Genomic DNA, 21128 nt, shown 5'->3' on the forward strand with positions numbered 1-21128 from the left:
CCGCAGCGCCTCCGCCGACGCCCACAGCTCCGGGCGTGAGGTCGTCGCCGCGCCGTCGAGCAGCAGCGCCGCCGTGTACCCGCCCGCCGCCACCGGTTCCGCGCCGGGGGTGGCGACGACGAGGCGCGGGCGGTCGTCGACGGTCTCGACGACGCCGTGGGCGGCGTTCGTACCGGAGACGACGACCGGCACCGATGGGAACGCCCGGCCGAGCTCCTCGGCCGTCCTGGTGGAGCCGACGCGGGTGGCGCGCAGCGCATCGTGGTGGCAGTGCGGGCAGGCCCAGTCCAGGGCGTGGCGGCCGCACCAGGAACAGGACGGGACCGCGCGGGCGCGGTCGAGGCGCAGGGGGCCGTGGCACGTGGCACACCGGGCGGGTTCGCGGCACCGGGCACACGCGACGAGGGGCGCGTACCCGCCACGGGCGACCTGCACCAGCACCGGGCCGCGCTCGAGCGCCGCTTTCGCGAGGCGCCACGCCGGGTGCGGGATGCGGGCGGCGGCCGCCAGCCCCTCACGAGCGAGATCGACGTCGCTGGGTGCCTCGACCCGGGGGGTGTACCGGCGCACGACGTCGCGGGGCGCCTCGACCGGGTGCGCCCAGCCATGCTCCACCAGCAGTTGGGCCTCGACGGAGCGAGCGAAGCCGCCGACGAGCAGGGCGCAGCCCTCCTGCTCGGCCCGCAGGGCGAGCACCTCCCGGGCGTGCGGGTAGGGGGCGCGCGGTTCGGCGAGGCGGTCGTCGCCGTCGTCGAAGCAGACGCACAGCCCGAGGTCGGTCACGGGCGCGAACGCCGCCGCCCGCGTGCCCACCACGACGCGGACCTGACCGAGCAGGATCCGGAGAAAGGTGCGGTAACGGCGGGCCGGGCCGCCATCCGCGGTCAGGGCGACGACGGCCTCGCCGGGCAGCAGCTCGGTGAGCTGCTCGGCCACGTCCGCGGCCTGCCGCGCGGTCGGGACGACGACGAGGACGCCGCGGCCCGAGTACAGCGTCGCCCGGGCGGCCTCGGCCACGGCGGCGGTCCAGGGCCGCAACGGGGTGTCGACCCCGGGCGCTGCCGCCCGGCCGACCGAGATCGGGCCGTCGCCTGGCTCTCGTCCGGCGACGGGCTTGCGTTCGCCGCCGGGCTCTCGTCCAGCGACAAGCGTGCCTACGCCGACGGATGCTTCCTCGTCGGCGGGGCCGTCCCGGCCGGCGCCTGAGGCCCCAGGAGTGGGCGCCGCCTTGCCGGTTGGTCTCCCCTCGGGAACGGCCGGGTGCCCAGGAAGCACGGTCCACACCGCGCGTGGGTTCTCCCCGGCGGCGAGGTGACGCAGGAACGCCGGCCCGCCACTGTACGGACGCCAGGCGTCGCCGTCGGGCCTGGGCACGACCGACGGGGTCAGTGGGGCCATCTCGTGCTTGTCGAGGACGGACCTCTCGGTGGTCGCGTGCCGCGGGGGTACCGCCAGGCGCACGACGTCCATGAGTGTGCCCGCGTACCGGTCCGCCACGGCCCGGCACAGCGCCAGGACGGCAGGCGTGAGGACGGGCACCGGGGAGACGGCACGGCGCACCGGCGTCAGGGTGGTGCGGTGGTCCGTGGTGGACCGCCGCTCGATGACGTAGGCCGCGCGGTCCTTGCCCGCGAACCGCACCTGGACGCGGGTGCCGGGCTGCACGGCGTCGGACATCGCCGCCGGGACGAGGTAGTCGAACGGGTGGTCGAGGTGCGGCAGCGCGACGTCCACCACCACGCGGGCGACCGGCTCCACCACGCCGTCACCCACGACCGGTACCGGCGATGCCGGTGGCAGGTCGAGGAGCGCACCCTGCTCGGGGTGGCGGCCGGTGGTCGTCATGGCCTCATCCCATCACGGACCACCGACATCGCGACGCCCCCGCGGCCCCGCGGCGGTGCACTCAGCCGACGGCGGAGACCAGTTCCGCCGTGCGGTCGGTGCGCTCCCAGGTGAACTCGGGCAGCTCGCGACCGAAGTGGCCGTAGGCGGAGGTGTGGCGGTAGATCGGGCGCAGCAGGTCGAGGTCGCGGATGATCGCGGCGGGGCGCAGATCGAAGACCTCCGAGACCGCCGACTGGATCCGCTCCGCCGGGACCGTCTCGGTGCCGAAGGTCTCCACGTACAGCCCGACGGGGTGGGCGCGACCGATGGCGTACGCCACCTGCACCTCGCAGCGGCCCGCGAGCCCGGCGGCGACGACGTTCTTGGCCACCCAGCGCATCGCATACGCGCCGGACCGGTCCACCTTCGAGGGGTCCTTGCCGGAGAACGCCCCGCCGCCGTGTCGGGCCATGCCGCCGTAGGTGTCGACGATGATCTTGCGTCCGGTGAGGCCGGCGTCGCCCATGGGGCCGCCGACGACGAACTTGCCGGTCGGGTTCACCAGGAGGCGGTACTCCCCCAGGGCGAGGTCGAGATCGAGGTTCTCGAGCACCGGGGCGACGACGGCCTCGGCGACCAGCCCGTGCAGGGCACCCTCCACGCCCTCCTCGTGCTGGGTCGAGACGACGACGGTGTCCAGCGAGACGGCCCGGTCGCCCTCGTAGCCGATGGTGACCTGCGTCTTGCCGTCCGGACGGAGGTGATCGACGAGGCCTTCCTTGCGCACCCGGGCGAGCCGCTCGGCGAGCCGGTGGGCCAGCAGGATCGGCAGCGGCATCAGCTCGGTGGTGTCGTCGCAGGCGTAGCCGAACATCAGGCCCTGGTCACCCGCGCCCTGGACGGAGAGCTCGTCGACGGCACCGGTGTCGTCACGGGACTCCTCGGACTTCGTGACGCCCTGGGAGATGTCCGGGGACTGCTGCCCGATCGAGACCTCCACCCCGCACGAGCGGCCGTCGAAGCCGACGTCCGAGGAGGTGTACCCGATCCGGGTGACCTCGTCCCGCACGATCTGCGGGATCTCCACGTAGGCGGAGGTCGTCACCTCACCCGCCACGTGGACGAGGCCCGTGGTCACCATGGTCTCGACCGCGACACGAGCCGTGGGGTCGCGGTCCAGGATGGCGTCGAGGATCGAGTCGGATATCCGGTCGCAGACCTTGTCCGGGTGTCCCTCGGTCACGGACTCGGACGTGAACTGACGACGGGCGCGGGGGGAAGTCACCGGTCGATCTTAGTCACCGCGGGGTGGAGCGCCCCCCGCGCGGCGACGACGGCGTCCCACAGCGCCTCGGCGACGTCGGCCTTCGTGCCCTCGGCGCGGGTGACCACCTCGCCGGCGGCGTCGAGGACCGTGACGGCGTTCGGCACGTCGCCGAACCCCCGGTCCCGGCCCACTTCGTTGACGGCCAGCAGGTCCGCGCCCTTGCGGCGCGCCTTGGCCCGGCCGTGCTCGAGGACGTCGCCCGCGCCGTCGCCCGTCTCCGCGGCGAACCCGACGACGATCTGCCCCTCCCGGAGCCGCTCGGTGGCGAGTTCGGCGAGGATGTCGGGGTTCTGGACGAGCACGATCGGCTCCGGCCCGCCGCCCGCGACCTTCTTGATCTTGTGCGTGACGGTGTTCGCCGGCCGGAAGTCGGCGACGGCAGCAGCCATCACGACGACGTCGGCGCGCACCGCCGCGGCGCGCACCGCCGCGCGCAGTTCCGCGGTGGTCCCCACCGGTCGCACCGTCAACCCGGCCGCCGCGGGCACGAGCAAGGGCTCGATGTTGGCGGCGAGCAGGGTCACGCGGGCACCGCGTGCGGCAGCCGCGGCCGCGAGGGCGATGCCCTGGCGGCCGCTGGAGCGGTTGCCGAGGTAGCGCACCGGGTCCAGGGGTTCGCGGGTGCCGCCGGCGGAGACGACGACATCGAGCCCGGCGAGGTCCTGCGGGCGGGCCGCACCGACGCCGTCGAGCGTGCGCCCCACGAGCGCGAGGGCGGCGGCGACGATCGCCGTCGGCTCGGGCAGGCGGCCCGGTCCGGTCTCGGAGCCGGTGAGTCGCCCGGAGTCCGGCTCGAGCACGGTGACGCCCCGGGACCGCAGCGTCTCGGTGTTGGCCCGGGTGGCGGGGTGCTGCCACATCTCGGTGTGCATCGCCGGTGCCAGCAGCACCGGGCAGGAGACCGTGAGCAGCGCGGTCGTGAGCAGGTCGTCGGCGATGCCGGCGGCGGCGCGGGCGAGCAGGTTCGCCGTCGCCGGCGCGACGATGACGAGGTCGGCGCCGCGGCCCAGGGCCACGTGGTCCACGTGTTCGGCATCGTCGAAGACACCGGTGCGGACAGGCTCCTCGGAGAGCGCCTCCCAGGTGGCCCGGCCCACCATGCGCAGGGCGTCCTCGGTGGGGACCACCCGGACGCGGTGCCCGGCCTCGCGCAGCAGCCGCAGCACGTAGACGACCTTGTAGGCGGCGATGCCGCCGGTGACCCCCAGGACGATGCGCAGCGCGCCACCGGCCTGCTGGTCGGCGGCGCGCTGGCCGGGGCGGTCCGTCATGCCGGCGAGGTCACTCCTCGATGCGGGTGAGGGTCAGCATGCTCTCGTTGATCTCGCGCATCGCGATCGAGAGCGGCTTGTCCTCCTGCCCGGTGGGTACCAGGGGGCCGACGAACTCCAGGAGACCCTCCTGGAGCTGGGCGTTGTAGGTGTTGATCTGACGGGCGCGCTTGGCGGCGTAGATCACCAGGGCATACTTCGAGTCGACCTTCGTGAGCAGCTCGTCGATGGGCGGGTCGGTGATGCCCACGGGCGCGGCGACAGTTCCGTACATACGTTGACCTTCTTCTGCTCGGTGGTTCGCGATCGGGGCGGGCGGTGGTTCGCGATCGGGCGGGCGGGTGCTTGGAGATCTCCGCCTGGAGACCTCCGGTCGACGCGCATCCGACGCGCACAGCCCCCTAGTCTACCCGCACCGGCTGGCCCATGAGGGTCAGGAGCTCGTCGGTGGCGCGCGCCACGTCGTCGTTGACGACCGTGTGGTCGAACTCGGCGACGGCGGCCAACTCGGCACGGGCCGTCTCGAGACGACGGACCCGCTCCTCGCCGCTCTCGGTGCCGCGACCGACGAGCCGGTCCACCAGCTCGTCCCAGGACGGCGGCGCCAGGAACACGAACTGTGCGTCCGGCATGGAGGCCCGCACCTGTCGGGCGCCCTGCAGGTCCAGCTCGAGGAGCACGGGACGCCCGGCCGCGAGCTGACGCTCGACCGGCTCGCGCGGCGTGCCGTAACGGTTCACGCCGTGGACGACGGCCCACTCGAGCATCTGGTCGGTCGCGACCAGCTCGTCGAACTGCCCGGGGGTGATGAAGTGGTAGTGCACGCCGTCGACCTCCCCGGGGCGCGGGGCGCGCGTGGTGGCGGAGACGGAGATCCACAGCTCGGGACGCCGACGGCGCAGCTCGGCGGAGACCGTTCCCTTCCCGACCGCGGTGGGCCCGGAGAGCACCGTGAGGCGAGCGCGCGGCGAGGTGTCGGAGGTCGGGCTGCTCACGGTCATGGGGACCATCCTGCCAGGGCGGTCGGGCTCGCCCGTGCTCCCGGTCGGCCGAGACGTTCGCTGCCGCGCGAGGGCGAGACCGACGCCATCGTCGATCCGCTCATCCACGGGCCCGGCGCGCCAGTCACCGGTCCACTCGGCGCGCAGGTCGCGATGGAGCGCCTGCCTCGGTCCGTGCGTCAACCGAAACGCTTGACCAGCGCCGCTCGCTGGTGCGGGCCGAGGCCGCGGACGCGACGTGCCTCGGAGATACCCACCTCGGACATCACCTCCCGGGCCTTGGCCTTGCCGATCCCGGGCAAGGACTCGAGCAGGGAGACGACCTTGAGCTTGCTGAGCGCGTCGTCGGTGTTCGCGGCCTCGATGACCTCCGAGAGCTTGACCTGTGAGTACTTGAGCCTGTTCTTCACCTCTGCCCGCGTCGCACGGGCGGCAGCAGCCTTCGCCAGGGCGGCGGCGCGCTGTTCTGGAGTCAGGGGCGGGAGTGCCATGAGTCACCTCGTGGTCGCTGGAGCTCGGACGGGATGCGGTGAACGCGTGTGGTTCACAGACGGTAGCGGCATTGGCCCGATCCGGCGCTTCGAAAAGGCTCGGACCTGCACGAAGGCCGACCGTGGGTCCCGGCGGAGAGCAGCGCCGCGCACCTCCTGGGCCCCGGAGGAGAGGCGCGATACCCCGGTCCCGGCACGCCTCCGAGCCGGGCAGGAGCGCGGGTAGGGATGCTCGTCCCCGGGTCAGGGCCGCAGGGCCGCGGCGGCCTGCTCGGCGGCGACCTCGGCCGCCGCCCGGAGCCGAGCCGGTTCGGGCCCTGCCCCGAGCACGCCGCGCGACGTCGACGCCAGCACCTGGCGGCGGGCGTCCCCGAACACGCGCTCGAGCTCGGCGGGCCCTGCCCCCTGGGCGCCGATGCCAGGGGCGAGGAGCGGTCCGCCCGAACCGGCCAGGTCGAGGCCGAGCCCGGCGGCGGCGTCACCGGTCGTCGCACCGACGACCAGCCCGACCGACCCGAGCGTGCCCTCGGCCCTGGCCGCGGCGTTCGCCGCCCGGGCACCGGCCACCATCTGCCCGGCGACGGACCCGCCGTCGTTCCGGGCGTGCTGGACCCACGCCCCCTCGGGGTTCGACGTGAGCGCCAGGACGAACACGCCCCGGCCGGTCGCGGCGGCGAGATCGAGCGCGGGCCGCAGCGACCCGAACCCGAGGTAGGGCGAGAGGGTGATGGCGTCCGCCGCCAGCGGTGCGCCGTCGCGCAGGTAGGCGTCGGCGTAACCGGCCATGGTGGAACCGATGTCGCCGCGCTTGACGTCGAGGACGCTCAGCGTGCCCGCCGCGCAGGCCGCAGCCAGGACCTCCTCGAGCACGGCCACGCCCGCGGCGCCGTGCCGCTCGTAGAACGCCGATTGCGGCTTCAGGGCTGCGACGTACCCGCCCAGGGCGTCGACGACGGTCAGGCTGAACCGCCGGAGCCCGGCGACGTCGTCGGCCAGGCCCCAGCGCTCGAGCAGCGCCGGGTGGGGGTCGATGCCGACGCACAGCGGGCCCAGCGCGTCCATGGCGGCCGCGAGGCGCCTGCCGAAGCCCATCGCCGTCACCGGCCCGCCGCTGCCGCCAGCCGGCCGGCCCGATCGGCGTCGTGGGCCTGCAGGCTGCGGACGGTGAACGGGCCGGCGGTGACAGCCTCGATCGCCAGCACGGCGGCGCCGAACTGCTGCACGGTGGTGATGATGGGCTTGTCCGCGGCGGTGGTTGCGGCGCGGATCTCGTACCCGTCGGCGCGGGCTCCCTGACCGCTCGGGGTGTTGACCACCATGTCGACGGTGCCGTCGTTGATCAGGTCGATGATCGTCGGCTCACCGTCCGGTCCCCGGCCCTGGGACGCCTTGCGCACCACGGACGCGTGGACGCCGTGGCGTCGCAGCACGGCCGCGGTGCCCGCGGTGGCGAGGAGGTCGAAGCCGAGCTCGACCAGCCGCGTCGCGGGGAAGACGAGCGAGCGCTTGTCCCGGTCCGCCACCGAGACGAAGACCCGCCCCGTGGTGGGCAGACCGCCGAACGCGGCGGACTGGGACTTGGCGAACGCCAGCGGGAAGTTGACGTCCAGGCCCATGACCTCGCCGGTGGAACGCATCTCCGGGCCGAGGACGGTGTCGACGATCGAGCCGTCGGCGGTGGCGAACCGCTTGAACGGCAGCACCGCCTCCTTCACCGCCAGCGGTGCGTCAAGGTCGATGACGGCGGCGTCGTCGACCGGCAGCATGCCGCGCTCCCGCAGGCTCGCCACGGTCTCCCCCGCCATGATCAACGCGGCCGCCTTGGCCAGCGGCACCCCGGTGGCCTTGGCCACGAACGGCACGGTGCGGGACGCCCGCGGGTTCGCCTCGATGACGTAGAGCACATCGGAGACGAGCGCGAACTGGATGTTGATCAGCCCCCGCACGCCCACCCCGGCCGCGATGGCCTCGGTGGACCGGCGGATACGGATGATCTCGCTGCTGGACAACGTCACGGGCGGCAGCACGCACGCGGAGTCGCCGGAGTGGATGCCGGCCTCCTCGATGTGCTCCATGATGCCGCCGAGGAACAGGTCCGTACCGTCGTAGAGGGCGTCGACGTCGATCTCGAGGGCGTCGTCGAGGAACCGGTCGATCAGCAACGGGGCCACCCGGCGGGTGGCGTCGTTGCCGCCGGTGACGCCGCCGAGGGCGGAGCGGGAGACGTACTCACGCAGCCCGGTCTCGTCGTAGACGATCTCCATGCCGCGCCCGCCGAGCACGTAGCTGGGCCGCACAAGCACCGGGTAGCCGATGCTCTCGGCGACGTCGTAGGCCTGCTCGGGCGTCGTGGCGGTGCCGAACGCCGGGGCGGGCAGCCCCGCCCGGGCGAGGACCGCCCCGAAGGCACCGCGGTCCTCGGCGAGGTCGATCGCCTCGGGTGAGGTCCCCAGGATCGGCACCCCGGCGTCGGCAAGGCGCTGCGCCAGCGAGAGCGGCGTCTGCCCGCCGAGCTGGACCACGACGCCGGCCACCGGCCCGGCGGCGAGCTCGGCGTGGTAGACCTCGAGGACGTCCTCGAAGGTCAGCGGTTCGAAGTAGAGACGGTCGGAGATGTCGTAGTCGGTGGAGACGGTCTCCGGGTTGCAGTTGACCATGACGGTCTCGTACCGCTCCGCCAGCGCCATCGTGGCGTGCACGCAGGAGTAGTCGAACTCGATGCCCTGGCCGATCCGGTTGGGCCCGGAGCCGAGGATGATGACCGCCTCACGTTCGCGCGGGCGCACCTCGGTCTCGTCGTCATAGGTGGAGTAGTGGTACGGCGTCAGGGCGGCGAACTCCGCGGCGCAGGTGTCGACGGTCTTGTACACGGGCCGCAACCCGTAGGCGCGGCGGATCTCGCGGACCGTCTCCTCGGACAGACTCCGCAGGCGGCCGATCTGGACGTCGGAGAACCCGTGCCGCTTGGCGCGGCGCAGCACCGGCTCGGTCAGCGCGGGCGCGTCACGCACCGTGGCGGCGATCTCCTCCACGAGCACCAGCTGGTCCAGGAACCACGGGTCGATGGCGGTGGCCTCGTACAGCTCGTCGACGCTCGCACCGCCCCGCATGGCCTGCTGGATGTCGACCAGCCGGTTCTGGGTCGGGGTGCGCACCGATTCCAGCAGCGCGGCGGTCTGCTCGGCGTCGGGCACGGGACCGTCCCAGTGGAAGACGGCGCCGTTCTTGTCGATCGAGCGCATCGCCTTCTGCAGCGCCTCGGTGTAGTTGCGGCCCAGCGCCATGGCCTCGCCGACCGACTTCATGGTCGTGGTCAGCGTGGGGTCGGCGGCGGGGAACTTCTCGAACGCGAACCGCGGGACCTTGACGACGACGTAGTCCAGCGTGGGCTCGAAGCTCGCCGGGGTGGAGCCGGTGATGTCGTTGGGGATCTCGTCGAGGGTGTAGTCCAGGGCGAGGCGGGCAGCGATCTTCGCGATCGGGAAGCCGGTGGCCTTCGACGCCAGCGCGGAGGAGCGGGACACGCGCGGGTTCATCTCGATGACGACGATGCGCCCCGTCGCCGGCTCGGTGGCGAACTGGACGTTGCAGCCACCCGTGTCCACGCCGACCTCGCGGATGATCGCGATGCCGACGTCCCGCATCCGCTGGAACTCGCGGTCCGTCAGTGTCAGGGCGGGGGCGACCGTGATCGAGTCGCCGGTGTGCACGCCGACGGGGTCGACGTTCTCGATCGAGCACACGACGACGACGTTGTCCGCCTTGTCACGCATGAGCTCGAGCTCGAACTCCTTCCAGCCGAGGATCGACTCCTCCAGGAGCACCTCGGTGGTCGGCGAGTAGTGCAGCCCGGCACCGGCGATGCGGTCCAGGTCCTTCGGCCCGTACGCCATGCCGGAGCCGAGGCCGCCCATGGTGAAGGACGGCCGCACGACGAGCGGGTACCCCAGGTCGGCGGCGACGGTGTGCGCCTCCTCGATGGAGTGCGCGACGGCGGAGCGCGCGCTCTCGGCGCCGCAGCGAGCCACCACACCCTTGAACGCCTCACGGTCCTCGGCGAGGGTGATCGCGTTGATCGAGGCGCCGATGAGCTCGACGCCGTACTCCTCGAGCACACCGGCCTCGTGCAGCGCGATGGCGGCGTTCAGCGCCGTCTGCCCACCCAGCGTGGGCAGCAGGGCGTCGGGGCGCTCCTTGGCGATGATCGAGGCGACGACGTCGGGAGTGATGGGCTCGATGTAGGTGGCGTCGGCCAGCTCCGGGTCGGTCATGATCGTCGCGGGGTTGGAGTTGACGAGGATGACGCGCAGCCCCTCCTCGCGCAGCACCCGCACGGCCTGGGTGCCCGAGTAGTCGAACTCGGCGGCCTGACCGATGACGATCGGTCCCGAGCCGATGACCAGGACGCTGGAGATGTCGGTGCGCCGGGGCATCAGCGGGTCTCGCTCTCGTCGTCGGTGCCGCTTGCCGTGTCGGTGCCGCTTGCCGTGTCGGTGCCGGGCGCCGTCGGGCCGGTGGTGTGGGGCGCCGCATCGGTAGCGGCGGTCGGTCGCGGGTTCTCGCGCATCATCAGGACGAAACGGTCGAACAGGTGCTCGGCGTCGTGTGGGCCTGCCGCGGCCTCGGGGTGGTACTGCACCGAGAACGCGGGGATGTCCAGCGCGCGCAGCCCCTCCACGACGTCGTCGTTGAGGGAGATGTGGGAGACCTCGACGCGGCCGTACCGGCCGTCGTCGAACGGCGCGACGGACGGCTCTCCGACGGGTACGTCGACGGCGAAGCCGTGGTTGTGCGTGGTGATCTCGATCCTGTCCGTGGTGCGGTCCAGGACGGGCTGGTTCACGCCGCGGTGGCCGTACTCGAGCTTGTAGGTGCCGTAGCCGAGCGCGCGGCCGAGGAGCTGGTTGCCGAAGCAGATGCCGAAGAACGGCAGCCCGGCGTCGAGCACCCCGCGCAGCAGGTCGACCTCGTGGGTGGCGGCCTGCGGGTCGCCGGGCCCGTTGGAGAAGAACACCCCGTCGGGGTGCAGCGCGAGGACTTCGACGAGGCTGACGGACTGGGGCACCACGTGCACCCGCACCCCGCGCGCGGCGAGCTGCTGCGGGGTGCGGGTCTTGATGCCGAGGTCGACGGCGACGACCGTCGCGACCGGTGCCCGCCCGGCGTACTCCCCCGCGGGTTCGACGACGTAGGCCGCCGCGGTGGAGACCTCCCGGGCGAGGTCCGCCCCGAGCATCTGGGGCGACTCGCGCACGACGTCGAGGAGCACCTCGACGGCCTGGTCGGTGAGGTGATCGGCCCCGGCGGGCAGTGCGGCACCGGAGAAGATGCCGGCCCGCATGACGCCGCACTCGCGCAGGTGCCGGGTGAGGGCCCGGGTGTCGACCTCGCAGATGCCGACGACGCCCTGCTCGGCGAGCTGGTCCTCGAGCTCGTGGGTGGCGCGCCAGTTCGACGCCCGCCGGGCGGCGTCGCGCACGACGAAGCCGGCCACCCACACGCGGGAGGACTCCGGGTCCTCCTCGTTCACGCCCGTGTTGCCGATGTGCGGCGCGGTCATCACCACGATCTGGCGATGGTACGAGGGGTCCGTCAGCGTCTCCTGGTAGCCGGTCATCCCGGTGGAGAAGACGATCTCGCCCACGGTGCGGCCGGTGGCGGCGTAGACGGCGCCCCGCAGCACGTAGCCGTCCTCGAGCACCAGCATGGCCGGGTCGCGCGCGGCGCCGCGTGGGCTCGCGCCGGTGGTGGTCTTCGCGGTGGGCGCGCTCATCGTGCCACCTCCTCGCGCGCCGCGAGGACGCCGTCGAGCACGGTGGCCCGTCCTCGCAGGAACGTGGCCCTCACCTGGCCGGGCAGCTCCCTGCCGGCGAACGGGGAGTTGCGGCTGCGGGTCGCCTGGGCGGCTGGGTCGACGACGCGGCGCGCGGCCGGGTCCACCAGGGTGAGGTTCGCGGGTTCGCCGACCGCCAGGGGGCGGCCGTGGTCGGTGAGTCGGCCGATCCGCGCGGGCGCGGTGGACAGGACGCGGGCGACGTCGGCCCAGGTCAGGCGGTCGGTGTCGACCATCGTGTCCTGGACTACGGACAGTGCCGTCTCCAATCCGGTCATGCCGAACGCGCCGGCCGCCCATTCGCAGTCCTTGTCCTCGGCGGCGTGCGGGGCGTGGTCGGTGGCGACGATGTCGATCGTGCCGTCCGCCAGCCCGGCGCGCACGGCCTCGACGTCCGCCGCGGTGCGCAGGGGCGGGTTGACCTTGTACAACGGGTCGTAGGTGCGGGCCAGCTCGTCGGTGAGCACGAGGTGGTGCGGGGTGACCTCGGCGGTGACGTCGATGCCGCGGGCCTTGGCCCACCGCACGATGTCCACCGATCCGGCGGTGGACAGGTGACACACGTGCAGGCGTCCGCCGACGTGCTCGGCGAGGAGGACGTCGCGGGCGATGATCGACTCCTCGGCCACGGCGGGCCAGCCGGTGAGACCGAGCTCGGCGGAGACGACGCCCTCGTGCATCTGCGCATCCTGGGTCAGGCGTGGCTCCTGGGCGTGCTGGGCGATGACGCCGTCGAAGGCCTTGACGTACTCCAGCGCCCGGCGCATGAGGACGGGGTCCCAGACGCAGCGGCCGTCGTCGGAGAAGACGCGCACCTGCGCGGCCGAGTCGGCCATGGCGCCGAGCTCGGCCAGGACCTCACCGGCCAGGCCCACCGAGACGGCACCGACCGGGCGCACGTCCACCCAGCCTGCCTGGCGGCCGAGGTTCCAGACCTGCTCGACGACGCCGGCGGTGTCCGCCACCGGCGAGGTGTTGGCCATGGCGTGCACGGCCGTGAACCCGCCCAGCGCGGCAGCGCGCGTACCGGTGAGCACCGTCTCGGTGTCCTCCCGGCCGGGCTCGCGAAGGTGGGTGTGCAGGTCGACCAGGCCCGGCAGGGCCACGAGACCGTCGGCCTCGACGGTCGTGACGTCGTCGGACCCGGCGGCGGCGCCCGCGGCGTCAGGTCCGACGACGGCGATCACCCCGCCGGAGAGGAAGAGGTCGCTGGGGGCGCCGCCGAGGAGGCGGGCCCCGCGGACGAGGTAGTCGGTCACAGGTTCGCCCCTTCGTCGGCGGTGTCGGCTCCGGCGAGGAGCAGGTAGAGGACGGCCATGCGCACGGACACGCCGTTGGCGACCTGCTCGACGATGGTCGAGCGAGGTGAGTCGGCAGCCTCGGCGCTGATCTCCAGGCCGCGGTTCATCGGTCCGGGGTGCATCACGATGGCCTGCCCGGGCAGGGCGGCCAGGCGTGCGCCGTCGAGTCCGTAGCGACGGTGGTACTCCAGCGGCGAGGGGAAGAACCCACCGCCTGCGAAGGACATCCGTTCGCGCTGGATGCGGAGCATCATGATGGCGTCAGGTGCGGCGGTGGCGATGGCCTCGTCGAGGTCGTGGCTCACGGTGGCAGGCCATCCGGCGATGCCCACCGGGAGCAGGGTCGGCGGTGCGACGAGCGTGACGCGCGCACCCAGTGTGGTGAGCAGCTGGACGTTCGAGCGGGCGACGCGCGAGTGGAGGACGTCGCCGACGATCACCACGCTCGCCCCGTCGAGCGCCGAGCCCACCGGGGCTGCTCCGGTACCCGCACCGACCGGCCTGTCGGATATCGGCCCGGCGCCCAGCCCGTCGGCGCCCGCATGGAGGTGCCTGCGCAGCGTGAACGCGTCCAGGAGCGCCTGCGTGGGGTGCTGGTGCGTGCCGTCACCGGCATTGAGGACGGGCACGTCGATCCACCCGGAGTGCGCGAGCCGGAACGGGGCCCCGGAGGCGTGGTGCCGCACGACGACGGCGTCGGCACCCATGGCCTGCAGCGTCTGGGCGGTGTCCTTGAGCGACTCGCCCTTGGACACGGAGGAGCCCTTGGCGGAGAAGTTGATGACGTCCGCGCTGAGCCGCTTGGCTGCGGCCTCGAAGGAGATCCGGGTGCGGGTGGAGTCCTCGAAGAAGAGGTTGACCACGGTGCGTCCGCGCAGCGTCGGGAGCTTCTTGATGGTCCGGGCCTGGGTGTCGGCCATCGCCTCAGCGGTGTCGAGGATCTCGACGGCCTCGGTCCGCGAGAGGTCCTGGGCGGAGAGCAGGTGTCTCATCGTGTGCCCTCCCTGGTGGTCTCGCCGGTGCCGGCGTGCGGGGAGGCCGGATCGGGGCCGTCGGAGAGGATGGTGACGGCGTCGGCGGTGCCGTCCGTCTCGACGAGTTGGACGTGCACCCGCTCGGAGCGGGAGGTCGGCAGGTTCTTGCCGACGAAGTCGGCCCGGATCGGCAGCTCCCGGTGGCCGCGGTCGACGAGCACGGCGAGCTGGACACTACGCGGGCGACCGAGGTCGTTGAGGGCGTCGAGCGCGGCGCGGATCGTCCGCCCCGAGAAGAGGACGTCGTCGACCAGGACGACGACCTTGCCGTCGATACCGCCGGGCGGGAGCGTGGTCCGCCCGAGCGTGCGGGTGGGCTGACCGCGCAGGTCGTCGCGGTACATGGTGATGTCCAGGGCACCAGCCGCGAGGGGTTCTCCGCCCTCGGTGGCGGAGAGGCGGGCGGCGAGCCGGTCGGCGAGCGGGACACCTCGGGTCGGGATGCCCAGGAGCACGACGTCCACGCTGCCGTGGTTGCGCTCGAGGATCTCGTGCGCGATGCGAGTGAGGGACCGGGCGATGTCCGGTTCCGAGAGCACCTGACGTGCGGTGCTCGGGGGTGTGCTGGCCACAGAGGCCCTCCTTCCCCGCCTCACCGGACGGGCCTTAAAGGATGTCTGACGCCGTGATGCTACCGCTCCGCAGGGGTGCCGCCGTCCCGCCGTCCCGGGCCTTGGACGGTGGGCGCGGGCCGCCCTGATCGAACCGCCGCAGCACAGCACCATCAGGCTCCGCACGGAGTCCTCGGCGTCGGCGCCGGGCGGGACCCCTCGGCGTCGGCGCCGGGCGGGTGGACCCCTCGGCGTCTGCGCCGAACGGGTGGACCCCTCGGCGTCAGGGCAGGACGGGACCCCTCGGCGTCAGCGCCGGATGGGACCCCTCGGCGTCAGCGCCGGGCGGGTGGACCCCTCGGCGGCAGCGCCGGACGGGACCCCTCGGCGTCAGGGCAGGAGGGTCGGCTTGAGCTCCAGGATGCGGGCGAGCAGGCCGTTGACGAAGGCCGGCGAGTCGTCCGTGGACAGCTCGGTGGCCAGCTTCACCGACTCGTCGATGGCGACAGCGTCCGGGACGTCGTCGTTGTAGAGCAGCTCCCACGTGCCCAGGCGCAGGACGCACCGGTCCACCACGGGCATGCGCTCGAGCGACCACCCCTGGGAGTAGGTGCTCAGCAGCTCGTCGATCTGTTCGAGATGGGCGGAGACACCCTCGACGATCTCGACGGCGTAGGCGGGGAAGGCACCCTGCGCGACGGTCACGCCCTGACGCTCCTCGAGCAGCCCCAGGAGATCGGCGACGTCGTGGAGGCGACCCTTCTGGTCGGCTTCGAAGAGGACGTCGAGCGCCCGCCGGCGGGCCTTGCTACGTGCGGACACCGAGGTCCTTCCTGTCTGGTGCGGGCCCGCGTGCCGCGGACCCGCATGCAGCGGGAGGCGCAGGGGTGCGCCTCCCGCAGAGGTCAGTCGTTGACGCGGCCGAGGTAGTCGCCCGTGCGGGTGTCCACCTTGACCTTCGTCCCCATCTCGAGGAAGAGGGGAACCTGGATCTCGTAGCCGGTCTGGACGGTCGCGGGCTTGGTGCCGGCCGAGGAACGGTCGCCCTGAAGCCCCGGTTCGGTGTAGGTGATCTCGAGGACCACCGACGCGGGAAGCTCGACGAAGAGGACGGCGCCCTCGTGCATGGCGACGATCGCATCCTGGTTCTCCAGGAGGAAGTTCGCGGCGTCGCCCACCGTCTCGCCGGAGATCGGGATCTGCTCGTAGGTCGCGGAGTCCATGAAGACGTAGTCGGTACCGTCCTTGTACAAGAACTGCATGTCGCGACGATCGACGGTTGCGGTCTCGACCTTGACGCCGGCGTTGAAGGTCCTGTCGATGGTCTTGCCGGAAAGGACGTTCTTGAGCTTGGTCCGCACGAAGGCCGGGCCCTTGCCGGGCTTGACGTGCTGGAACTCCACGACGGACCAGAGCTGTCCGTCGATGTTGAGCACCAGGCCGTTCTTCAGGTCATTGGTCGAAGCCACAGGGAGTGCCGTCCTTCATCGGTCTTGGAGGGCGGCCTCACCTCAGGGGCGGGCCGCGGAGCGCCCGTCAGGATACCTCGCCGTACCTGCAGGTGCCGATCCGTGCGGCGGCGAACGAGGCCACATCCCATAAGCCTCCATCTGATATCGGCACGATCATAAGCCGTAAGCCAATGTGTTGAGATACACGATCGCGGCCGTCGACACGGACCAACTCGCCAGGGACCCGATGAGGAACTCCTCCGCCTTCGAGCCCGTCCGGCGGTCCTCGGAGATCTCCGGAAAGCGCACGATGCCCTTCGCGGCGAGCACCGCCGCGATGACGGCGTAGGCACCGCCGAGCCCGAGCACCACGACGAGGATCCGTTCCAGCGGCCCGATCAGCCGGCCGCCGCGCAGTGTCAATCCGGTGGCCTCATCATGTGCGGGACCGGCGCCACCGCCGAGAGCGTCGTCCGCCGTACCACCACGAGGTGATTCGACCGTGCCGACGACGCGCCCGGCCACCCGTAGCACCCACGCGCGCGTGACCGTCGGTCCCGGCACAGCCGCGGCGGCGGCGGGTAGCCCAGCGTGATCGCGGCCGCCCGCGCCCTGCCCGGCGTGATCGCGGCCGCCCCCGCCGTGTCCGGCGTGATCCCGGCCTCCCTCGCCCTGCCCAACCCGCGCCGAGGGGGACCCGGACGGCTCCGCACGTCCCAGCGCGGCCCGCGCGACGATGTTGCCGCTGGTGGTGAGGAACACCCCGACCGCCACCGCGGCGAGCGCGGTACGCAGCGAGACACCGTCGAGGGCCGGCAGTCGCACCGCGGCATACGCGTCGACGAGGAACCCGGACGCGCCGGCGGTGGTGTCGTCGTAGACCGTGACTCCGGCCACGATGAGCAGGAGCACGACGACGGGCCACAACCGTCGCGGCCGGGGCCGGTCGTCCAGCGCCATGACGAACGCCCAACCGGCCGCCAGTGCCACGCACCCGGCAGCACCGAGGACCGGGACACCGAGCCCCCACACCGCGACCACCGCCACGCCGGCCCAGACGAGGGCGACCGTGGCCCACCGGACGTCGGGCCGGCGTCCGAGAGAACGCGCCACATCGGTCAGGCCGATGGTCAGGATGAGCAGCGACGCGATCACGACCGGCCACCGTCCGGCAGGAGCTGGTACCCGGCGAGCAGTGCCGCACCGCCGGAGCGGCGCAGGTTCTGCGAGACCGCGGACTGCGTGATGCCCTCGGCCTTGCCGAGCTCGGCCTGAGAACGCCCGAGCAGCGCACCCGCGGTGAGCCTGCGCTCACGTGGCTTCATATCGGTCATCGCCTGGTCGCGCAGGAGCAGGTAGGCGTTCGTGACGGCGTCCGTACGGGGGTCGTCGGAGACGAACCAGCTCCGCAGGTAAGGAGTGCCCTGCGACTCACGGCGGTGCGCCTCCTCGACCGCCTCCCGGGCGAACCACCACGCCGAGCCGTCCTGAATCGGGCCAGCGGGCCCGGCGGCCACCTCGACGACATCGCCGAGGCCCAGGCCGAACCGGCACTCGACCCCGTTCGGCAGGAGCAGTCGCGCGAGCGTCGTCGCACGTAGTGCCGGGCCGACGTCCGGGTACACGGCCTGGAACTCGTCCCCGACCGTGGCCCAGAGCGGCTCGATGGCGCGTGTTGCCTCATGGGCGGAGCCGAAGGCCTGTTGGATCGCCTCCTGGGCGCCCCGACGGTCCATCAGCTCGCGCGAACGCACGATGTCGACGATGACTGCTACCGCTGTGGTGGCCATCGGATAAGCATACGGCTTATCTTGGTAGGTCGAGTAGTGAACAGTGGCGTTTCGCCGCACTCTCGCCAGTTGCGTGCGCATCGCACGTACTCTCCCTGGCTCCGGGCGCGTCGCCCCTCGACGCTCCCACGACCGCTCCAGGGGCGCGCGCCCGCGGCGTTGCCGTATCCGCAGGCAACGGCCTCCCCGCCGGGTTTGCCGGCAAGCCCTCCACGGCACGCAGAGGCGGCACCGGGAGCCCCGGGACGCCGACGCTGTCCGCGCCGCCCGCCACCGTCCCTGCCACACGCCACTCGGAGGCAGCACCGGGAGCCCCCGGACGCCGCATCTCCCCGATGCCGGCTCGCTCGCCCTCAGCGAGCGCGAGCGACGCAGTCCCGCGGTGCGACAAGTTCCAGCACCTGCGCGGTGACCTGCTCCGGTGTCAGCTCGGAGGTGTCGATGGACGCCGTGGCAGCGGCCTCGTACGCCGGCCGTCGCTGCGCCGCCATGGAGGAGAACTGTGCTCGAGGGCTACCGATGGTGGTCGAGCGGGGCGCATTCAGACCCACCCGGGGCATGCCGGCGGCGAGCGAGACGTCGAGAAATACCACGATGCCGCCGTCCGCCCGGTACTGCTCGAGCCGGGCGGCGCTGCGCTCGACCGCACCGCTGCCGAGGGCGAGGACGCCCGGCCGGGCGAGGGCCTCGGCGACGACGACATCCTCGACCTCACGGAAGCGCTCCTCACCGACGTCGATGAAGAACTCCCCCACCTCGGTGCCCGCCCGCTCGGCCAGCAATGCGTCGGTGTCGGTGAACGGGACGCCGAGCTGCTCGGCGACCTGCGCAGCGACGGTGCTCTTGCCGGATCCCGGGGGGCCGACGAGTACGAGGCGCGGGGATGGCTGCAGGTCCGAGGTCACCGCACTACGGTAACCGGCACCACGGACCCCCGGTGCACCGGCAGCCGCAGAGTCCCTCGGCCATGAGTCAGCTCCTGACCCGGTCATACGCCTGGTGGAGGTGCTCGGGGGCCGGGGCGCGCAGCACCGTCGTCCGGCCCACGTCCTCCAGGACGACGAAACGCAGGGCGTCGCCGCGAACCTTCTTGTCGCTGGCCATCGCGTCGATGAGCGCGTCCCACCGACCGCCGCGGTAGCTCACGGGCAGCCCGAGCATGGTGAGGATCTCGCGGTGGTGCCGCACGACGTCGGCGTCCAGGATCCCGGCCGCGTGGGCGAGCTCGGCCGCGAAGACCATGCCCACGGCGACGGCGTCGCCGTGGCGCCAGCGGTAGTCCTCGGTGCGCTCGATGGCATGGGCGAAGGTGTGCCCGTAGTTGAGGATCTCTCGCGGGCCCGTCTCCCGCAGGTCCTCACCGACGACCCGCGCCTTGACGGCCACGGCGCGTTCCACCAGTTCGCGCAGGACGGCCGAACGCGGATCGAGCGCGCCGGCGCCGCCATCGGCCTCGACCAACCGCAGGATCTTCGGGTCGGCGATGAAACCGCACTTGACCACCTCGGCCAGGCCTGCACGCAGGTCCGCACCGGGAAGCGTGCGTAGCACGGCGAGGTCGCAGATGACACCCGCCGGCGGGTAGAAGGCGCCGACGAGGTTCTTCCCCGCAGCCGTGTTGATGCCGGTCTTCCCGCCGACGGCGGCGTCGACCATCGCCAGCAGCGTGGTGGGCAGGTTGACCAGCCGCACACCGCGCAGCCAGGACGCCGCGATGAACCCGGCGACATCCGTGGTGGCGCCGCCACCGAGGGCGACGACGACGTCCTCCCGCCCGAACCGCTCCGCGCCGAGCAGGTCCCAGGCGGCGGCGACGACGTCGATGGTCTTGGCCTGCTCGGCGTCGGGCACCTCGTGGCGGAGCACGGTGCGGTCCCCGCGGCCGAGTGCCGCGCGCAGGGCCTCGGCGGTCTCGGCGAGCGTGGGCGGATGGACCACCAGCACGCGCGATGCGACCGACCCGACCAGGGCGTCGATCTCGGCGGTGAGGCCCCGACCGATGACGACGTCGTACGGGGCCGCCCCGGCGACCTCGATGCGCGTCGGCTGTGCGCCGTCCGCGGCCTCCTGTCCATCTGGGCGGTCCCCCGCCGTCGCGTGCCCGTCCACTCGGTCCCCCGCCGTCGTACGCCCAGCCACCCGTCGCTCCTCCACCGCGTGCCCTCCCGTGTCGCCGCCGTCCCCGTCGTGCTGGTCGCCCTCGTGCACCGCGACCGCGTCCACCGCTGCCTCGCCGCGCCGGGCCAGCTCACGCAGGATGTCCGCCGCGACGCGCCTGGGCCGCCGATGTGTCGTCGCATGATGCACGGTCGCGACACTCTCGTAGACGGCGCGCCGCTCGGCCATGAGCGCGGTGAACCTGGTCCCGGGGTCTCCCGCCAGCAGGGGCCGGGTCCGGGAGCGACCCACGCGCGCCACTGCCTGCGCCACGTCGACGTCCAGGAAGACGACCGGGTGTCCCACCAGCGCCGCCCGCGTGCCGGGGTGCATGACGGCGCCGCCACCGAGCGCGACCACGCCGTCGTGCTCGGCCAGCACCCGCAGGACCGTCTCGTGCTCGAGGGCACGAAAGGCCGCCTCGCCCTCGGCCACGAACAGCTCCGCGATGCTCATCCCGGCGACGCGCTCGACCTCTTCGTCGGTGTCCAGGAACTCGACACCGAGGGCCGCGGCGATCAGGCGGCCGACAGTCGTCTTGCCCGCCCCGGGCGGGCCGACCAGGACGGCACGGAGGCCGGAGGAGTCAGTTACCACCGTCGAACCGTACTGCCCCTCTCGGGCGGGCCGGCGCGCGATCTCAGCGCATGTGCTGGGGGATCGCGTCGAGGTAGCCCCGCAGGTTGCGGGCAGCCTCGTCGACGGAGTCCCCGCCGACCTTCTCCAGCAGCGCCTGAGCCAGCACGAGCGCCACCATCGCCTCAGCGACGACGGCGGCCGGCGGCACCGCGCACACGTCGGACCGCTGGTGGATGGCCGTCCCGGTCTCGCCCGTGGCGACGTCCACCGTGGTGAGCGCGCGCGGGACGGTCGAGATCGGCTTCATCGCCGCGCGCACCTTGAGCACCTCGCCGTTGCTCATGCCGCCCTCGGTGCCGCCGGCCCGGTTGGTGGTCCGGCCCAGCCGGCCGTCGGCACGGAGGGCGATCCCGTCGTGCGCGGCGGTGCCGCGCCGCGTGGCGGTGCGGAACCCGTCCCCCATCTCCACCCCCGTGACGGCCTGGGTGCCCCACACCCCCCCCGCGAGGCGGGCG

Annotated in this window: 19 protein-coding genes; all 19 read right to left on the reverse strand. The window is 72.9% G+C overall.

Features of this window, described 5'->3' with window-relative positions:
- On the reverse strand, positions 1-1845 hold a 1845-nt coding region (locus tag ACYC1Z_RS07300; RefSeq protein ID WP_461408864.1), incomplete at its 3' end, for a primosomal protein N' family DNA-binding protein.
- A 61-nt stretch (positions 1846-1906) separates the two neighbouring features.
- Positions 1907-3112 (reverse strand): methionine adenosyltransferase, encoded by a 1206-nt coding sequence (gene metK, locus ACYC1Z_RS07305; RefSeq protein WP_461408865.1) that lies wholly within the window; start codon positions 3110-3112, stop codon positions 1907-1909.
- Positions 3109-4374: a bifunctional phosphopantothenoylcysteine decarboxylase/phosphopantothenate--cysteine ligase CoaBC gene (coaBC, locus tag ACYC1Z_RS07310; protein ID WP_461408882.1), complete on the reverse strand. Its 1266-nt coding sequence runs from the start codon at positions 4372-4374 to the stop codon at positions 3109-3111. The genes metK and coaBC overlap by 4 nt, the downstream gene beginning before the upstream one ends.
- Positions 4375-4435: 61 nt before the next feature.
- A complete protein-coding gene (gene rpoZ, locus ACYC1Z_RS07315; protein WP_461408866.1) occupies positions 4436-4699 on the reverse strand; it encodes a DNA-directed RNA polymerase subunit omega in 264 nt (87 codons plus the stop codon).
- Positions 4700-4826: 127 nt separating this feature from the next.
- Entirely contained in the window at positions 4827-5426 is a 600-nt protein-coding gene (gene gmk / locus ACYC1Z_RS07320; RefSeq protein WP_461408867.1) for a guanylate kinase, read from the reverse strand.
- Positions 5427-5605: 179 nt separating this feature from the next.
- A complete protein-coding gene (gene mihF / locus ACYC1Z_RS07325) occupies positions 5606-5917 on the reverse strand; it encodes an integration host factor, actinobacterial type (RefSeq protein WP_461408868.1) in 312 nt (103 codons plus the stop codon).
- Between the two features lie 243 nt (positions 5918-6160).
- Positions 6161-7009, reverse strand: coding sequence for an orotidine-5'-phosphate decarboxylase (pyrF, locus tag ACYC1Z_RS07330; protein ID WP_461408869.1), 849 nt, complete (start codon positions 7007-7009; stop codon positions 6161-6163).
- A 5-nt stretch (positions 7010-7014) separates the two neighbouring features.
- Positions 7015-10350, reverse strand: coding sequence for a carbamoyl-phosphate synthase large subunit (gene carB, locus ACYC1Z_RS07335; protein ID WP_461408870.1), 3336 nt, complete (start codon positions 10348-10350; stop codon positions 7015-7017).
- Positions 10350-11690: a glutamine-hydrolyzing carbamoyl-phosphate synthase small subunit gene (gene carA / locus ACYC1Z_RS07340; RefSeq protein WP_461408871.1), complete on the reverse strand. Its 1341-nt coding sequence runs from the start codon at positions 11688-11690 to the stop codon at positions 10350-10352. The genes carB and carA overlap by 1 nt, the downstream gene beginning before the upstream one ends.
- Positions 11687-13009 carry a dihydroorotase gene (locus tag ACYC1Z_RS07345; RefSeq protein WP_461408872.1) on the reverse strand — a complete coding sequence of 441 codons (1323 nt, stop codon included), beginning with the start codon at positions 13007-13009 and terminating at the stop codon, positions 11687-11689. The genes carA and ACYC1Z_RS07345 overlap by 4 nt, the downstream gene beginning before the upstream one ends.
- The gene (locus ACYC1Z_RS07350) at positions 13006-14043 is read right to left on the reverse strand and encodes an aspartate carbamoyltransferase catalytic subunit (protein ID WP_461408873.1); all 1038 of its coding nucleotides are present in this window, start codon (positions 14041-14043) and stop codon (positions 13006-13008) included. The genes ACYC1Z_RS07345 and ACYC1Z_RS07350 overlap by 4 nt, the downstream gene beginning before the upstream one ends.
- Positions 14040-14657: a bifunctional pyr operon transcriptional regulator/uracil phosphoribosyltransferase PyrR gene (gene pyrR, locus ACYC1Z_RS07355; RefSeq protein WP_461408874.1), complete on the reverse strand. Its 618-nt coding sequence runs from the start codon at positions 14655-14657 to the stop codon at positions 14040-14042. The genes ACYC1Z_RS07350 and pyrR overlap by 4 nt, the downstream gene beginning before the upstream one ends.
- A gap of 369 nt (positions 14658-15026) precedes the next feature.
- The gene (gene nusB, locus ACYC1Z_RS07360) at positions 15027-15458 is read right to left on the reverse strand and encodes a transcription antitermination factor NusB (protein WP_461408875.1); all 432 of its coding nucleotides are present in this window, start codon (positions 15456-15458) and stop codon (positions 15027-15029) included.
- Positions 15459-15541: 83 nt separating this feature from the next.
- Positions 15542-16105, reverse strand: a complete 564-nt coding sequence (gene efp / locus ACYC1Z_RS07365; RefSeq protein ID WP_461408876.1) for an elongation factor P — start codon at positions 16103-16105, stop codon at positions 15542-15544.
- Positions 16106-16261: 156 nt separating this feature from the next.
- Positions 16262-17242, reverse strand: coding sequence for a hypothetical protein (locus ACYC1Z_RS07370; protein ID WP_461408877.1), 981 nt, complete (start codon positions 17240-17242; stop codon positions 16262-16264).
- Positions 17239-17877: a SatD family protein gene (locus ACYC1Z_RS07375; RefSeq protein WP_461408878.1), complete on the reverse strand. Its 639-nt coding sequence runs from the start codon at positions 17875-17877 to the stop codon at positions 17239-17241. Before ACYC1Z_RS07375 ends, ACYC1Z_RS07370 begins: the two co-directional genes overlap by 4 nt.
- A gap of 353 nt (positions 17878-18230) precedes the next feature.
- Positions 18231-18782, reverse strand: coding sequence for a shikimate kinase (locus ACYC1Z_RS07380; RefSeq protein ID WP_461408879.1), 552 nt, complete (start codon positions 18780-18782; stop codon positions 18231-18233).
- A gap of 67 nt (positions 18783-18849) precedes the next feature.
- Complete coding sequence (gene aroB, locus ACYC1Z_RS07385) at positions 18850-20631, reverse strand: 3-dehydroquinate synthase (protein WP_461408880.1); 1782 nt, start codon at positions 20629-20631, stop codon at positions 18850-18852.
- Between the two features lie 43 nt (positions 20632-20674).
- Positions 20675-21128 (reverse strand): chorismate synthase (locus ACYC1Z_RS07390; RefSeq protein ID WP_461408881.1); only part of this gene is annotated, 454 nt, incomplete at its 5' end.

It is taken from the genome of Georgenia sp. (assembly GCF_054605595.1).